At 58.0% G+C, this 16,066-nt stretch carries 16 protein-coding genes and 1 tRNA gene; 3 read left to right on the forward strand and 14 right to left on the reverse strand.

All coding sequences use genetic code 11. The features are described from left to right. Positions 1 to 50 precede the first annotated feature (50 nt). Both AC1ENN_RS08495 and AC1ENN_RS08500 read left to right on the forward strand, forming a co-directional pair. Positions 51 to 545, forward strand: coding sequence for a cation:proton antiporter regulatory subunit (locus AC1ENN_RS08495; RefSeq protein ID WP_449646917.1), 495 nt, complete (start codon positions 51 to 53; stop codon positions 543 to 545). Positions 546 to 554: 9 nt separating this feature from the next. Further along, positions 555 to 1,757: a cation:proton antiporter gene (locus AC1ENN_RS08500; protein ID WP_480405839.1), complete on the forward strand. Its 1,203-nt coding sequence runs from the start codon at positions 555 to 557 to the stop codon at positions 1,755 to 1,757. 70 nt (positions 1,758 to 1,827) lie between these two features. On the opposite strand, the gene pxpA is transcribed toward AC1ENN_RS08500, so the two are convergent. Genes pxpA through AC1ENN_RS08525 form a run of 5 tightly spaced genes read right to left on the reverse strand, consistent with a single transcriptional unit; the run spans position 1,828 to position 7,754 of the window. After that, a complete protein-coding gene (pxpA, locus tag AC1ENN_RS08505) occupies positions 1,828 to 2,553 on the reverse strand; it encodes a 5-oxoprolinase subunit PxpA (protein ID WP_480390898.1) in 726 nt (241 codons plus the stop codon). Position 2,554: 1 nt separating this feature from the next. Beyond that, on the reverse strand, positions 2,555 to 4,057 hold the full coding sequence (locus AC1ENN_RS08510; protein WP_480390899.1) for an amidase: 1,503 nt from the start codon (positions 4,055 to 4,057) through the stop codon (positions 2,555 to 2,557). Positions 4,058 to 4,069: 12 nt separating this feature from the next. Beyond that, a complete protein-coding gene (locus AC1ENN_RS08515) occupies positions 4,070 to 5,107 on the reverse strand; it encodes an ABC transporter permease (RefSeq protein ID WP_480405840.1) in 1,038 nt (345 codons plus the stop codon). A 2-nt stretch (positions 5,108 to 5,109) separates the two neighbouring features. Then, positions 5,110 to 6,672, reverse strand: coding sequence for a sugar ABC transporter ATP-binding protein (locus AC1ENN_RS08520; protein ID WP_480390901.1), 1,563 nt, complete (start codon positions 6,670 to 6,672; stop codon positions 5,110 to 5,112). 2 nt (positions 6,673 to 6,674) lie between these two features. Beyond that, the gene (locus AC1ENN_RS08525; RefSeq protein WP_480405841.1) at positions 6,675 to 7,754 is read right to left on the reverse strand and encodes a sugar ABC transporter substrate-binding protein; all 1,080 of its coding nucleotides are present in this window, start codon (positions 7,752 to 7,754) and stop codon (positions 6,675 to 6,677) included. Positions 7,755 to 7,908: 154 nt separating this feature from the next. On the opposite strand from AC1ENN_RS08525, the gene AC1ENN_RS08530 reads away from it, so the two are divergent. Beyond that, positions 7,909 to 8,694: a FadR/GntR family transcriptional regulator gene (locus AC1ENN_RS08530; protein ID WP_480390903.1), complete on the forward strand. Its 786-nt coding sequence runs from the start codon at positions 7,909 to 7,911 to the stop codon at positions 8,692 to 8,694. 55 nt (positions 8,695 to 8,749) lie between these two features. Here the strand turns inward: AC1ENN_RS08530 and AC1ENN_RS08535 are convergent. From AC1ENN_RS08535 to AC1ENN_RS08575, 9 genes are all read right to left on the reverse strand, one after another. Next, positions 8,750 to 8,826 (reverse strand) — tRNA-Ala (locus AC1ENN_RS08535). A 208-nt stretch (positions 8,827 to 9,034) separates the two neighbouring features. Beyond that, the gene (locus tag AC1ENN_RS08540) at positions 9,035 to 9,862 is read right to left on the reverse strand and encodes a MetQ/NlpA family ABC transporter substrate-binding protein (RefSeq protein WP_480390904.1); all 828 of its coding nucleotides are present in this window, start codon (positions 9,860 to 9,862) and stop codon (positions 9,035 to 9,037) included. A gap of 76 nt (positions 9,863 to 9,938) precedes the next feature. Then, entirely contained in the window at positions 9,939 to 10,640 is a 702-nt protein-coding gene (locus AC1ENN_RS08545) for a methionine ABC transporter permease (protein ID WP_480390905.1), read from the reverse strand. Then, a complete protein-coding gene (locus tag AC1ENN_RS08550; protein WP_449646921.1) occupies positions 10,637 to 11,626 on the reverse strand; it encodes a methionine ABC transporter ATP-binding protein in 990 nt (329 codons plus the stop codon). The genes AC1ENN_RS08545 and AC1ENN_RS08550 overlap by 4 nt, the downstream gene beginning before the upstream one ends. Positions 11,627 to 11,759: 133 nt before the next feature. Continuing rightward, positions 11,760 to 12,149 carry a ribosome silencing factor gene (gene rsfS, locus AC1ENN_RS08555; protein WP_449646922.1) on the reverse strand — a complete coding sequence of 130 codons (390 nt, stop codon included), beginning with the start codon at positions 12,147 to 12,149 and terminating at the stop codon, positions 11,760 to 11,762. Positions 12,150 to 12,185: 36 nt separating this feature from the next. Continuing rightward, entirely contained in the window at positions 12,186 to 13,943 is a 1,758-nt protein-coding gene (locus AC1ENN_RS08560) for a hypothetical protein (RefSeq protein WP_480405842.1), read from the reverse strand. Beyond that, entirely contained in the window at positions 13,940 to 14,545 is a 606-nt protein-coding gene (gene nadD / locus AC1ENN_RS08565) for a nicotinate-nucleotide adenylyltransferase (protein WP_480390907.1), read from the reverse strand. The genes AC1ENN_RS08560 and nadD overlap by 4 nt, the downstream gene beginning before the upstream one ends. Before the next feature lie 9 nt (positions 14,546 to 14,554). Then, a complete protein-coding gene (locus tag AC1ENN_RS08570) occupies positions 14,555 to 14,749 on the reverse strand; it encodes a hypothetical protein (RefSeq protein WP_449646925.1) in 195 nt (64 codons plus the stop codon). Between the two features lie 30 nt (positions 14,750 to 14,779). After that, complete coding sequence (locus AC1ENN_RS08575; RefSeq protein WP_480390908.1) at positions 14,780 to 16,048, reverse strand: glutamate-5-semialdehyde dehydrogenase; 1,269 nt, start codon at positions 16,046 to 16,048, stop codon at positions 14,780 to 14,782. Between the last annotated feature and the right edge of the window lie 18 nt (positions 16,049 to 16,066).

Raw genomic sequence — 16,066 nt, forward strand, 5'->3', positions numbered from 1 at the left:
TAGGCTTCTCGCTGGACTATTGGCCACTAGCGAATTGGTAAGTGGGAACTGTGGGCGTAAGAATCGAACGAATTGACCTTCCTGGGTTTGGTGTTCGCAATGATGTGATCACTGATTCGGGATGCCGTGTCAGCGTGGTTTCGCTGCGTTCAGGCGAGCGAGATCTTGCCTTCTTCAATGCGGACGACCCTGACTCGAACGCTGCCTCCATCTCACTCACTGACGATGAGGCTGCGGCTATCGCTGAGGTTCTTGGTTCGTCGCTCACGCTCAGCCGTTTGTCGGTTCTTGGCGAGAAGGCTGAGGGGCTCTACACCGAAGAGATCTCTCTTCCCGGCGGCTCAGGATTCGTCGGTCGCCCCATGGGCGATATGAAAGCGCGCACTCTCACGAGCGCATCGATCGTCGCGATTGCCCGCGGCAACGATGTTGTTCCTTCCCCTGGTCCTGAGGTTAAATTCGAGTCTGGCGATGTAATCGTCGCTGTGGGGACCCGCAAGGGTCTCGACGCACTCGGCAAGCTCATCAACCGCGGCCCCAGCTAAGGCTCGCGTATGCATGAGACGACGCAGCTCCTCATCGAGGTTGGCGCTCTCCTGCTTGTTCTTAGCGTGCTCGGAAGATTTGCTGCACGTTTCGGGTTTTCTGCCATCCCGCTCTATCTTCTTGCCGGCCTCGCTGTTGGCGAGGGCGGTTTGCTGCCGTTTCAGGCGAGCGAAGAGTTCTTCGAAGTCGGTTCACAAATCGGCGTGATTCTTCTTTTGGCGATGCTGGGGCTGGAGTATTCTGCAGAAGAGCTCGTCTCGAATCTCAAGACTTCTCGCATTTCGGGCATCCTCGATGGTGTCTTCAATGCCCTACCCGGGGCTCTTTTCGCCATCATTTTGGGGTGGGAACCTGCCGCGGTCGTCGCCCTCGCCGGTGTCACCTGGGTGTCATCATCTGGGGTGATCGCTAAGGTCGTGCGCGATCTGGGGCGACTCGGTAACCGCGAGACCCCGACCGTGCTTTCCATCCTGGTGATGGAAGACTTGGCGATGGCGTTCTATTTGCCGGTGCTCTCAGCGCTCGTCATTGGTGCGGGACTGCTGCAGGGCGCGTTCACTGTGGCCATTGCCGTCGCTGTCGTGCTGCTGATTCTTTATGTTGCCCTACGTCATGGTCGATTCTTGTCCCGACTGCTTCCCGACAAGAACGCCGAAGCACTGTTGCTCGGTGTCGTTGGATTGACGATGCTTGTTGCTGGTTTAGCGGAACGCGTGAGCGTGTCTGCTGCGGTGGGTGCTTTCCTTGTCGGTATCGCGATCTCGGGCCCGGTGGCGCACCAGTCAGCCCAACTCATCACTCCCCTGCGTGATTTATTCGCTGCGGTCTTCTTTGTGTTCTTTGGGATCTCAACTTCGCCGGCAGACATTGTTCCTGTTCTGCTGCCGGCGGCTGCTCTCGCGTTTGTCACTATCGCTACGAAGACGCTCTCGGGCTACCTTGCGGCGAAACGGGCTGGGATCGCGGTTGCTGGTCGATGGCGCACTGGGCTAATTCTGACTCCTCGCGGTGAGTTCTCGATCGTTATCGCCGGGCTCGCAGTCGGTGCCGGCATTGAGCCCATGCTCGCACCACTAGCGACGGCGTATGTACTCATCACGATCATCGCCGGTCCACTCCTCGCACGAATCCCCGACACCAAGTGGTTCAAAGCCAAGGTGCGTAAGACCACGGGAACGACACCCCCGACAACGCCTCTCGCCACTACGTAGCGCCAGATTCATTTTCGAGGTCAGGTGGGCAGAAACGCTAATACTGCTTCCGCCCACCCGAACAACTACGCTAAACCGCTACGTGCGCAATCGCGTCGCGCACCGTTCTCGCTACCTCCACAGCATTGGGCAGATCAGAGTGGATGCAGAAGGAGTCGGCGCGAACAGGAATCGTGTTGCCTGTTGTGCTGATGGTTGTTCCTTCTCGCAAGGCACGTGACGCTCGCTCTGCGACTTCACCGAGGTCTCGCACGGAACCCGTGCGATTGACGACAACCATGCCGTCATCCGTGTAGTCGAGATCAACGTAGTACTCCGGAACGAATGGCACTCCCCTTGCTGCCGATACTCGTTCGTGAGCTGTGCCGGCTAGCCCATAAATGGGAACTCCGTACTGCACCGCTACATCACAGGCAGCATCCATCAGTTCATCGTTTCGAGCCAACATTCCAAACAGCGCACCGTGAGGCTTGATGTGGTGGAGTTCATGGCCGTGGGACTGCACGAAGGATGCGACTGCGCCTGTTTGATAGCGGATGAGGTCTCGCGCTTCCTCAACCGTAATTACCATCTCCCGCCGCCCGAAGCCGGCGATGTCTGGCAGCCCCGGGTGGGCTCCGACGCTGACGCCTCGGTCTAACGCGAGCGAGACGATCCGAGAAATCGCTGACGGATCGCCAGCGTGCAGCCCGCCGGCAACGTTGATCGTGTCAACGAATTCGAGAAGTGGCTCGTCATTACCGAAGTGATGGATCCCGACTGACTCCCCCATGTCAGCATTGATTGTGCGCGTCATCTCAGTGATCAGACCCCAGATTGTGCTCAGGGCTGCGGCGAGCCGTGGTAGCTTTTTCGACCGCAGAAGCGACCTTCAAGAGCCGCTGTTCGTCATAGGGCGCGCTCATGATTTCCAGCCCAACCGGCAGTCCGTTATCAGTGAAGCCCACGGGAACCGTAATCGCCGGAAAATGCAGTTGTGACGCAATGACCGTATTGGTGGGGTACGTCAGGCAGGTCCAGCGGTCAGCGAATACATCCGCACGCGTGGGTGCCGGCAGTTTTGCATCCGGGAAAACAATGGCGTCGAGCTGCAACTCCTCCATCAGACTGACAACATGGCGCTGGAACTTCTGCTGCACCAAAATTCGATCGACATATTCGTCATCATCAGCGGGGTTCTCCGGGGATGCGGCAATCCCGATTAGGAGATCAAGTTTCGGGTGGAACCGTCCACTAGCGATAACGTCGCTCATACCCGTCACTCCTGCACCGGGGCGCGTTGCAAAGAACTTATCCATGTCGTCGTGAGATCGAGTGTTGTACAACGAGGTGAATCCAACGAGGTGCATCAAGTCATCTACATGAACGTCGACAGTTTCGCCGCCGGCTGCGCGAAGCTTATTAAGCGTTTCTTCCAGCACAACATTGATGCGTGCACCATCGACATCGCTCTCGTCACCGAACGCTTCACGCAGCACTCCAACACGCTTTCCTGCCATGGTCGACTCGGCAAGACCATCCGTGTAGGAACCCACGTGGCGAGCGATGCGATTGATGCTCGTGTAGGAGTCTTCCGGGTCGAACCCCGCAAGCACATCGAGCACTCGCGCACTGTCCTCTACCGTGCGAGTCATCGGGCCGGGGGTGTCTTGAGGCTTGACGAGTGCGGACATACCCGCACGACTAATCAATCCAGGCGTTACTCGCAGTCCGACGAGGTTGCAGAATGAGGCTGGCAGACGTATCGACCCACCCGTGTCACCACCAATTCCGACCAGAGAGAGGTTCGCCGCAATCGCTGCCGCAGAACCTGACGATGATCCTCCAGGATCACGAGCAAGATCGTAAGGGTTCTTGGTCGTTCCGCTGCGTGACGACGTACTGAACCACGACGTGGCAAAGTCAGGCATCGTGGTGGTTCCCATGATCACGGCGCCAGCGGCGCGCAGTCGAGCGACAACCGTGGAATCCTTTTCGGGTACGAAATCTGCGGCGATCTCGCTTCCATAGCTTGTGGGCATTCCCCCAACTTCGACCTGATCTTTCACTAGCACTGGCACGCCATGCAGAGGGCCAAAGAGCTGACCGTTCTTTGCGTAGAACGCATCGAGGTCGGCAGCGTCTTCGAGCGCGCGGGGCGAGAGCGCAACGATCGAGTTGAGTTCCGCGCCACTGCGGTCGATCGATTCGATGCGGTCTAGGTAGGCCTGAACTACTGAGGTAACCGTGACGGTTCCTTTTTGGTAGGCATCCTGAACTTCGCTAATGGTGATTTCTTTGACATCAAGAGTCTCCGACATGATCTTGCTCCTTTAAACGGTGTCGTTGCTAATACTGGACTGGGCGGTCTCGGATGGCGAGACCCGGCGAGGGCGTGCAAAGCGGCTCCAATCAACTGAGGTGAGAGCCGCGATGATAATCACCCCCTTGATGATGTTTTGGTAGTACGCGTCGATATCAAGAAGGTTGAAGCCATTCTGCAGGGTTGCCAAAATTGCGACTCCTACGGCCGTGCGCCACAGTGATCCCTTTCCGCCGGCGAGAGTCGTGCCCCCAACAATGACCACGGTGAGGACATCGAAGACGAGCTGACCGCTCAACCCGGCCTGGGCTGAACTCAATCGGGATGCCGTGATGGTGCCGGCAATCCCAGCGCAGATTCCGGCGACAAGGTAGGCACTAGCAACAACCCAGCCGGCTCGGATGCCTGAGAGCCGTGCTGCTTCGCGATTGCCTCCGACCGCATAGATGTTGTGGCCGTATTTTGTGAAGGACAAGACGAGTCCGCCAACCACGAACAGAAGGATCATGAGTAGTGCACTTAACGGTATTCCCAGAATGGCTCCGCGACCGAGAACAGTAAACGGCTCGAAGATGACTTGGATCGGACGGTTCCCCGTCAGAAGCAGTGCAACACCGGTGATGATGAGGGACGATCCCAACGTTGCGATGAAAGGGTTGACTCTGAGAAGTGTGACGATCACGCCGTTGAGTAAGCCAACAACTCCAGCCACGATGATGGCTCCTATGAACGCCGCAATCGGAGGGAGCGTCTGTCCCAGCGTTGCCGCGACGACGGCGGCGAGAGCGTAGGTCGCGGCCATAGAGAGGTCGAAGCCTCCCGTCAACACGACGTATGTCATCCCGATGCCCATTATGGCGACGGGTGCCCACTGTGCGAGGACATTGCTGACGTTGCCCAGGGATAAGAACGCGGGTTGGAGAAGCGCTACAACCATGATGAGCACAACAAGTGCGAGCACTACGCCGTACTCGCTCAGTGCGCGACGGATTCGGGGGCCGATCGGTGCAGCAACGGGCTGCAGTGTTGCTGTCATTCGTGTGCTCACTGTTATTTCTCCTGCACGTGAGTGAGTGAAGATGCGGATGATGGTGTGGATACCGCAGCGAGGGCGGCGGTGCCGAAGGCTTGAGCAAGTACATCGTGCACAGTCGCCCCGGCTGGCAGCTCAGCGACGACTCGGCCAGCACGGCATACTACGACGCGATCACTGTGATCGAGCACTTCTTGAATTTCGCTAGAGGACCACAAGACAGCACGACCCTCATCGGCGAACGAGCGCATCGAGGCAAATACTTCTGACTTCGCCCCTATGTCCATGCCTCGAGTTGGTTCGTCGAGAAGCATGAGTCGGAGTGGACGTGAAAAGAGACGGCCGAGCAGCAGCTTTTGCTGATTCCCTCCCGAGAGAGTGCCTGCGGGCGCCCCCAGCCGGGATTGGGCGAAAGCGACCCGGCTTGCGATGGGTTCGGCCCATCGGCGCAAGAGGGCTGCGGTGATCCGTCCGCGCCGACGAGCGAGGTGGAATCCACCGAGCGCAATATTCCATGACGCTGGCTGATCAAGCACCAGACCCTGGTGCTTCCGATCTTCAGGGGCAAGAGCGATCCCCACTTTCCAGGCCTGCGCTGGTGATCTTGGCCAGCGCAGCGACTTTCCATCAAGTTCGATTGTTCCGGTCTGCACTGGTTCAGCACCGGCAACAGCTCGCAACAACCGGGTGCGCCCTGAACCGACTAGACCAGCAATTCCGACCACCTCGCCTGATCGGATGCTCAAGGATTCGAGATCTACACCAGGTGCCTGCACGTTGCTTAGTGCAACGATTGTTGGCTCCAGAGCGCTGTGGCGACCGCCGGTAGGGGCCGTGGACGGTGAGTGGCCGAGCATCGCGGTGACGAGTGCAGTTTTGTTCCACGCCGCCGCTGGCGCTCGCGAAACTATAGACCCTTCTCTCAGCACCATCACATCGTCGCTGACATCGAGTACCGCATCGAGGTCGTGAGATACATAGAGCACGGAACATCCTTTGTCGCGCAGGTCACGGATCACCTCATGCAGTCGCGCGATATCTTCCGGTCCCAACGACGCGGTTGGTTCGTCCATGATCACGAGTCGTCGCCCGTGCGCGATAGCGCGCATGATCTCAAGCAGTTGCTGATTGGCTGTCGAGAGGTCGCCGGCGCGGGCATCCGGTCGGATGTCGCTGCCAACCCGCTCTGCTACAGAACGATAGTTCCGTCGAAGCTGACTCGATCGCACAATCCCGAATAGCGTCGGAACGTGCCCCAAATAGACGTTCTCTTGAGCGCTGAGCTCAGGAACAATAGTGAGTTCTTGATAGATCATGGCAACCCCCGCATCCGATGCGGCGCGAGGGTTGCCAGCGACCAATTGTGTGCCAAAGACCTCAATGTGACCCGCGGTGGCACGCTCGGCGCCGGCAATCGACTTCATAAGCGTCGACTTTCCTGCGCCGTTTTCGCCAACGACAGCGAGCACGATTCCAGGCTCAACGCTGAAGGACACATTGTTGAGCGCGCGCACGCCCGGATATTCCTTGCTGAGGCCAGAAACGGTCAGAGCCGTTGACAATTCGCGGTTGAGGTTCATGATTAGTACTCGGGGTCGAAGTCAGCAGCGTTACTGCTGTCGATGAAGATGGTGCCCGGTCCATCGACGACGACAGGCGACTCGGCCAAGTAGGTGAAGCCTTCGGTGATCTCTCCAGTAGCAAGTGCTCTGGCGAGATGGACGCCACCGTAGTACGACTCCTCGTAGGGAAGCAGCACAGTTGTTGATGTCCATGCTCCGTCGATCACACGGTCGGTACCGTACTCGGTTCCGCCAACGCTATAGATCCGGACATCGCTGCCGGGGGTGAGCCCTGCTGCCCGAATCCCTTCTTCAACGCCTCGAGTCATGTCATCCCACGAGGAGACGACGATCTGTGCGTCGGGGTTGGCCTGCAAAGCATCTTGCACCACACTGAGCGCTGTTGCTGGGTCGAAGTTTCCGGGTTGTTCAGTGACGACGGTAACGTTGGGATGATCGGCGGCAGCGCGCTCAATTGCATTTTGCCAGCGAGTGTAGAGGTCGCTTCCGAGGAATCCACCAACCGCAATCGCTTCACATTCCCCTTCACAGGAATCGAACGCGTTGTTGACGTGCTCAAGGAAGAATGACTCGGTCTGCATCGCAGCGAAGCCCACGGACCCTTCAGTAAAGTCTGCGTTTCCGCACATCGGGCTGTTGATTGTGGCTACCGGGGCACCAGTCTCAACCAACACATCGAAGCTTGCGCATCCCGAAGCATCTGCGACGGGCGAGAAAATGTAGCCATCGAACTCGCGGAGCACGGCGTCTTGCACCTGACCCTGCTGAGCATTCGCATCGAATGCCGCGTTGAATAGGGTGATTTCTGCATTGACCGCTTCTGCAGCATCCTGCGCACCCTGCCATCGAACCTGGCAGAACGTGTTCTCGGTCGCGCACTCGGCGATATAGGCGATGGATGCTCCGTCGAGGTCGGGCAGTCCCGCTTCGATGTAGTCGAGCGTTGCTGCCATTGCCGTTTGAGAGGCAACTGCATCTTGCTTGGGGTTGTCGTCGGATCCAGTGGGTGTGGGCGCCGTGCAGCCGGCAAGAGCCAGAATGCCCAACATCGCTGTGCTTAGTAACACTCGGGTACGCATGAGTTTCTCCTCGTTTGAAAGCTAGACATTCAATGTTTGACACTCAACGTAGTACTTCAGACCTAGATCGACAAGCTTTTCGTTGTTACATTTAGATTTCGCAGAAACTGAGGTTTCGGCGTAACCCCACGCTCAGCACATCGAGGAGTCACAGATGACGCAACCCGCTTTCCAACCCGCAGAGCTGTCGCGTCGCGATGCCTCGGGCCAAATTGCGATGCAACTCCGCAAGGCAATCAATGACAACGTGTGGGAGCCAGGAGAACGTCTGCCCACCGAAAAAGAGCTGGCAGACTCCTTTGACGTGTCGCGCGCCACAGCGCGCGAAGCCCTCAAACTTCTCTCGGCAACCGGACTCGTGCAATCAACACGCGGAGGACAGGGCGGAACTTTTGTGACCGTCCCTGATGCCGATCAAGTCGCCGCGCAGCTCAGCGATGCCATCCGACTGTGGTTCCGTGTCGGAAATGTCACCGTGCACAATGTTGATGAAGCGCGCGAAAAGCTCGAGACGATGTGCGTCGCGCTTGCCGCCCAGCACCGCACCGATGAGGACCTCATCGCGATTCGCCACGCGGTTGATGCAGCTCGCGACCTCGAAATGGATATCGACGAGTGGTTGGAATGGGATCTCGCATTCCACACCGCAATTTCTCGAGCAACCAAGAACCCGATTCTCGAACTCGCAATGATGTCGGTCCACCTAAGCCGACCTGCCACAAACACCGTCTTCGTGAACCTCCTCGGTCGCGACGAGGTTTTGCAGCAGCACCACGAGATTTGCGAAGCAATCGCAGCTGCTGACCCTGAAAGGGCACAACAGGCTCTACTTGCCCACGTTGGGTACCTCAATGACGTGCGACGCGACGCACTTCTTGCACTTCAAGTGGACGATGTGCCGCTGTCGCAGCTCCCTTTCACACCAGGCAAACGTCGCTAACGACTGACTCGTTAAACAAAAAAAGCCCCGCAATCTTTACGATTGCGGGGCTAAATGGTGGATCCAAGGGGATTCGAACCCCTGACCCCCTGCATGCCATGCAGGTGCGCTACCGGGCTGCGCCATGGACCCATCTGTTTTATCTCCGTTACCAGAAATGCAACTTCTCAAGAATAGTACATGCGCGACGCATCCAGAACCATCTGAGCGTTCTGTGGCCCAAGTTCGTGAGAATCACAGCCAACATTGAGGGCGGAAACCCAAAGACGGCCAGCATCCGAATGGATACTGGCCGCCTTTTCGCAAGCCGGAGCGTGCGTTTGCTCGGTTGCCGTGTCGGCTAAGAAACGGGAATAACGAGTCCGTTGTAGAAGTCGTTGATGTACGCCTTTGTCTCGTCTGAGGTCAACAGTTCGTATAGCTTGAGCACCCGAGGGTCAGTCTTGAGCTCGTCACGCGTTACGAGCGTGTTGTAGTAGACGCTCGAGGGGCCCTCGGTGACCAGCTGCAGGTCGCCCGAGAGGCCAGCAGCACCGGCGTAGTTGAAGTTCACGATCGCAGCATCTTGGTCATCAAGAGCCGACGGCAGGCTTGCCGCATCAATTTCGATGAAGTTGAAATCGCTCGGGTTGGCAGTGATGTCGGCAACAGTCGACGGAGCATCCGTGGTCTCGATGAGTCCGGCATCCGCAAGCAGCAAGAGCGCACGGCCCTCATTGCTGGCATCGTTCGGCAACGCAATGTTCGCGCCATCCTTCAGGTCTGCAAGCTCGCCAACGGTCTTCGAGTACAGAGCGAGCGGCGGAAGGTAAACCTGGCCAACGACGAACAGATTGTCTCCCGTGTTCTCGTTGTAGAGATCCAGGAACGGCTCGTGCTGGAACAGGTTGACGTCGAGGCTGCCCTCACTGAGAGCAGGGTTCGGTGTCGTGTAATCGGTGAACTCAACGATGTCGAGCTCGAGGCCAGCAGCCTCAGCCTGACCGCTGTCGATCACGAACTGAACAATTTCGCCGGCCGGTGTCGCCGTAGCACCAACGGTAAGCGAACCGAGCGTGCCATCAGTGGGCGCGGACTCTTCGGCGGGAGCCGAGCATCCAGAAAGGGTCAAAGCGAGCACGCCAGCGGCGGCCACAGTGGAGAGTGAGAAGAATTTGGAGCGTGACATGACATTCCTTAATCGAGAAAACAAACAGTGGTGAAAGAAAAAAGAAAAACTACTCAGGGGTAAGCCGCCGACAGAGTCAGCGGTGAGACATTCGGTTAGCCAAGCGAGCGCCGACTACCTGAACGATCTGCACAATCGCGACTAGCACGATAATCACCGCGACAATGTGGATGACGCTGTAGCGCTGGTGTCCATAGCGAATAGCAACATCACCAAGACCTCCACCACCAATCGCGCCCACAATTGCCGAGTAGTTCACAATCGACACCACTGTCGTTGTAAAGCCACGGATGAGACCAGGAACAGCCTCAGGAATAATCACTTTCGACACCAACTGCCAGCGCGTCGCGCCCAAAGAGTGCCCCGCCTCAACAAGCCCCTCGTTGACTTCGCGCAGCGAAATCTCCACGATGCGGGCATAGAACGGAATCGCAGCAATCGTCAACGGTACAATCGCCGCGGTCACGCCAAACGCCGTCCCCAACAACAGTCGAGTAAACGGGATGAGCGCAATCATCAAAATGATGAACGGGATCGAACGGCCCAGGTTCACGACGGCCTGCAGCACCGCGTTGATGATGCGACCGGCGATCACACTGCCGAATGGGCGCTCGAGAATGCCGCCGCGGTCGGTGATAACCAACAGGGTGCCCGCTGCAAGCCCAATAATGAGAGTGATGAGCATCGTGACGCTCACTTGGTACAGGGTCTCCCCTGTCGCCTTCAGGAGCGTCTCAAACAGCTGCGGCCAGAAGCCGGGAGCTTGGGAATCGATCATCGTCCGCTCCTCACAATCTCAACGACGAGGCCCTGAGCGCGCAAGTCGTCAATTGCGGCAGTGTGCTGCTCGATCGTTCCCGGCAGTTCAAGGCGCGTGCGCCCTGATTGCGCTCCCCCGATGGTTTCCATCGCAGCACCGAGCAGACCAACATCTAGTTGGTGAGTGCGGGCAAGCTGAGCGACAACAGGTCGCGCTGACGACAAACCGACAAAGGTGACATCGATGACTGTGGAGTTACCCTGCGGCAGTTCGCCGAGCGGGAACAGTCCACGAGCAAGCTGCGAACCTGGCTTGGCAAGCAAGTCAACAAGACGACCCTGCTCGAGAATGCGGCCACCGCTCATTAGCGCTGCGGAATCGCAAATGCTTTTGACGACGTCCATCTCGTGCGTAATCAGCAAAATGGTGAGTCCGAGCTCTTTGTTGAGCCTGCGCAGCAACTGAAGAATGGAGTCTGTGGTCTCCGGGTCGAGGGCGCTCGTTGCTTCATCGCTGAGAAGAACGCGAGGCCGAGATGCCAGCGCCCGCGCGATGCCCACGCGCTGCTTCTGCCCGCCCGAGAGCTGAGCCGGATATTGCTGAGCTTTCTGTTCGAGACCCACAAGTTCAAGAATGTCGTTAGTGCGGCTGGTGCGTTCGCTGCGGCTCACGCCCACAACTTCTAAGGCGAGTTCCACGTTTCCACGAACGGTGCGGCTATCAAGCAGGTTGAACTGCTGAAAGACCATGCCGATTTCGCGACGCGCATGAAGAAGATCGCGATCGCTGAGCGCGGTCAGTTCACGGTCGGCGACGGTGACCCTGCCCGAATCGGGGCGCTCAAGAAGATTTACCGTGCGGATGAGCGTGCTCTTGCCGGCACCACTTTGGCCGATAACGCCGAAAATTTCGCCTCGCTGCACAGCGAGGTTCACATCGTCGAGCGCACGAACTGTGTTCGCGGCTGCACCAAAAGTCTTGGTGACGGAAGAAAGCGTAATCATGAAACCCCAGAGATCGAAGGCAATTCTTGTGGAATCGCCGCGGGGTCTAACTGCCCGGCTAGATCAAGAAAACCAGCACACTGGCACCCACACAAATTGAGTTACGAAGTGTGAAGTAATCGAACCAGACTGACTAAACAGCTCCCGATTCGGGGTCGGCTGGTGCTGCGATATCGATCGGGATGACGGGGCAATCGCTCCACAAACGCTCAAGCGAGTAGTAGAGGCGATCTTCTTCGTGGAAGATGTGGGCGACAACGTGGCCGAAGTCGAGAAGAATCCAACGACCCTCCGCACGGCCCTCGCGACGTAGCGGCTTCGCGCCAGCTTCGATCATCTTCTCTTCAATTTCAGACGCGATCGACTGAACGTTGCGTTCGTTGCGGCCTGTGGCAAGGAAGAAAATGTCGGTGTAGGGCGTGGGACCGGTGACATCCAGTGCGACCATATCCGTCGCCTGCTTGGCGTCGGCGGCGTGCGCGACGATGGAAAGTAGCTCGTTAGCACGAGGAGAAGCAGTCACAGGGTCCTTAATCGGAGGAAGAGCAAAGAGTTAAACCTACAACATGTTGAAGGCGAATGCTGCCACAAGCAGTCCGGCAACCACAACAGCCATCGACGAAGCCGAGATGAGCAACACCGTGAGTGCACGAGTACCCTTCGGCTTTTGTGTCTGAGTTACTGACTGATTGGAGAACGTACTGACGGCTTTGACGGCGCGCACGGGTGCTGAATCAGTCGAAACCATGTCGCTGTCATTGAGATCGAGAAGTGAATCAATATCTGCGTGGTCAAAACGGTCCGAGACACCACTTGCCGACAACGTGCTCGGCAGATCAATCGACCCTGTGAGCATAGTTTCACCGCTGGAATTCAATGGACCACGGATGTCGGTGGCAAACGGGATCGCTGGCAAGACAAGAGCGCTTGTTGCGGGGGTTCCGCTGCCAATGGTCCTCGAAATGATTGAGGCACTTGGGTCGTCTTCAACCGCAGCCTGGCGAGTCCAGTGGCCCGCTGGGGCTACAGTCATTCCCGGGGAGTCAATCCTCGGCGACGGGGCCGGCGCGGCGGTAGGCGTCACGTTGGGTTCGACCGATAGTCGGTCGACCGCGGGCAGTTCGCCATCGAGTCGCTTGCGCGCCTGTTCGTCGAACTCTGCGCGGGCATTGCTGAGGTTTGTTGGTGCCGCCGAAATAGTGGGCGCTGATTTTACCGCCGGCGTTGTATCGGCTGGTTCGCTAGCAGCCTCCGGAGCTAACCCGAGGAGTCCCGCAATGGTTGATCGTGCGGATGAACGGGGAGCTTCAGCCGACTGCGGTTCTGCGCTTGGCGCTGGCTGGTGCGGTGCTGAGGCGGCCGACGACGTGTCTACCGGAGCTGCTGCAATGGTTCCGCTGAAGTCGAGGTCCGCTGCTGACTTAGCAGAGCCTGTCTCACGCGGCGGATCGATGAGCGGAGACCGGGGAGCATCCGTGATTTCCGCATCTTTCGCGGAACCGTCAGCGTTGGCCAGTAGTGATTCGAAAGCGCTCAGCGCGTCTTCGGGAGGTGCGGCAACCGCTGCAGCTTCAGGAACTACCGAAAGTGGATCGATGAGTGCTGGCGGTTCAACGTAGGCCGGAATCGTGGGCTCTACAGTCAGGTGCTGTTCCGCTGCAGGCTTGGAAGCCTGTCCAGCTGAACCCGAGTATGGATAATGCGGCACGGCATCCGCAGCAGCATTTGCTAACGGAGTCGAAGCAGCCTTTGGCGCCGCCTCGGGAGACGCAGCCGCTTCAGAAGGCACAGCGGTTTCAGAAGGCACAGCAGTTTCAGAAGGCACAGCAGTTTCAGAAGGCACAGCAGTTTCAGAAGGCACAGCAGTTTCAGAAGGCACAGCAGTTTCAGCGGGCGCTGCAGCGGCACGTTCAGCTTCCTGACGTGCGCGAAGCTCTCGCAGTTCGCGACGAGTAAGGGTGCGCTCGGGAGAACTCGACTCCGGCGCTGCCGGAGCGGCAGTGGGAGGAGGAGGCGGCGCAAAGGAAGAGTCTTGCGTGAGTGGTGATGGTGGCGGCGCCAGACGATAGGCGGCGTCTGTCGACGGTTGGGATGTTGCGGGCGCGGCAGGAGGCGCAACGGTGCCTGATGGGGCGGCTGCGGCAGTGGTGTCGGCGCTCAAGTCTTTGTGAGGTTCTTCGACACTGTTCTCTTCTGCTTCTTGAGAAGGAAAAGTTGTGAAGCCCTCTACTGACGGCTGCTCATCGGCAGCTCGTTCGCGCTCACTCTGACGCGCCGCACGGCGCGACTGCGGCGGCGGATCGTGAAAAGTGGTCATGGCATACTCCGATATAAATGGTGCTTGGCGATGTACTGAACGACACCATCCGGAACCAGATACCAGACCGGGAAGCCCTGACTGACTCTGGTTCGGCAATCAGTGGATGAGATCGCAAGCGCCGGCACTTCTAACGAGCTTACGCCTTGAGTAGGCAATCCACTAATGGTTAGGGGGTGTCCTGGCCGTGAAACTGCTATGAAATGGGCAAGAGTCCAGACCTCGGAAACGTCTTTCCATTCCATGATCTGAGCCATGGCATCCGCCCCCGTAATGAAGAAAAGGTCGGCATCGGGATAGGCCTTGCGCATGTCCCGGAGCGTGTCGATTGTGTAGGTCGCGCCTTCTCGTTCTAAGTCAACGCGGCTGACGTTGAAGCCGGGGTTAGCGGCGGTGGCGATCACCGTCATGAGATATCGGTGTTCTCCGGCTGTGACCGTTGACTTCATCCAGGGCTTGCCCGTGGGAACGAAGACGACCTCATCGAGGTCAAACTGTTGCTGAGCTTCGCTTGCAGCCACGAGGTGACCATTATGGATGGGATCGAAAGTGCCACCCATGATGCCGATGCGCGCACGCTTCTGCGTCGTCTCGGCCGACACGACTAAGCCTTAGTGGCCTGCGCCGTGAGCGTCGCCAGCTTTCGCAGGCTTCGCAACGTGACGGTTAGCCACGTCACGGAAACTCCACGTGACAAAGCCGAGAGTCGTGAAAACGACTGCAGCGATGATCGGAAAAGCGATCGCCGGCAAGATAAGCGGCGCGAGCTCTTCGCTCGACGCAAGTACATTCAGAAAAACAGACATCAGATCTCCATTCACAAAGCCGAGAACAGTCTAGCCGCGCACCTGACCACTACCGCGCACAACCCACTTGGTGCTGGTAAGTTCTGGTAATCCCATGGGGCCACGAGCGTGCAGCTTCTGGGTTGAGATACCGACTTCGGCGCCGAAACCGAATTCCGCGCCATCCGTGAATCTGGTGGAAGCATTGACCATCACAACTGCTGAATCGATTTCGGCGAGAAACCGGTCAGCGTTGGCGAGATCATTGGTGATGATCGATTCGGTGTGCTTGGTTGAATACGTTGCGATGTGTTCAATCGCAGCATCGAGGTCGGAAACCACCCGCACAGCAATATCGAGGCTCAAGTGTTCCACCGACCACGCATCATCGTCTGCGATGAGGGCCTGGGGAAATAGCCCACGGGTGCGCTGATCGGCGTGAATCGTCACCCCGGCGTCTGCGAGGCGTGCCAGAACGGCAGGAATAAGCCTTTCGGCGGCGTCTTCATGCACGAGAAGTGTCTCTAGAGCGTTGCAGACACTCGGACGTTGCACTTTGGCGTTGTGCACGATCTCAATCGCCGTTTCTTTGTCGGCAGACGCATCGAGGAATACGTGCACAATGCCGGCACCCGTCTCGATCACCGGCACTGTTGACTCTCTGACAACGGTCTGGATGAGCTGCGCACTCCCCCGCGGGATAAGAACGTCAACAAAACCGCGAGCCTGCATCAGTGCCTTCGCGCCATCGCGACCAAATTCGTCAATTGTTTGAACGGCGGTCGGCTCCACTCCCACGCTCGCAAGAGCGGACTGAATGATGTCTACAAGAACGCGGTTGGAGTCTTCAGCGGCTGAACCACCGCGCAGCACTACAGCGTTGCCGCTCTTGAGCGCCAGCGCCGCAATATCAATCGTCACGTTCGGTCGCGCTTCATAGATCGCACCAATCACCCCGAATGGCACGCGCACTTGTGAGACCGAGAGTCCATTAGGCAGTACAGAACCGCGGACCACTGTGCCGACCGGGTCAGCGAGTTCGATGATGTCGAGCACCGCCGCTGAGAGCTGTGTGATGCGCTCACGGGTCAGACGCAGTCTGTCCTGTAATCCCTCGGACATGCCACTAGTTGCGCCGCGTTGGAGATCGAGAGCATTGGCCGCGATGATTCGTTCGGCGTGCGTTTCGACATCCCGGGCGATAGCAGCGAGTGCCGCATTCTTCTGCACCGTAGTAAGAGTGGTGAGCGTGCGCGACGCTGCGCGTGCCGCTTCGAACTTCTCAGTAATTGTGCGCTCGATTACACCTGAATCAACCATATTCAGAGTGTAGCGGCG

This window comes from Rhodoglobus sp. G.S.23 (assembly GCF_056675935.1).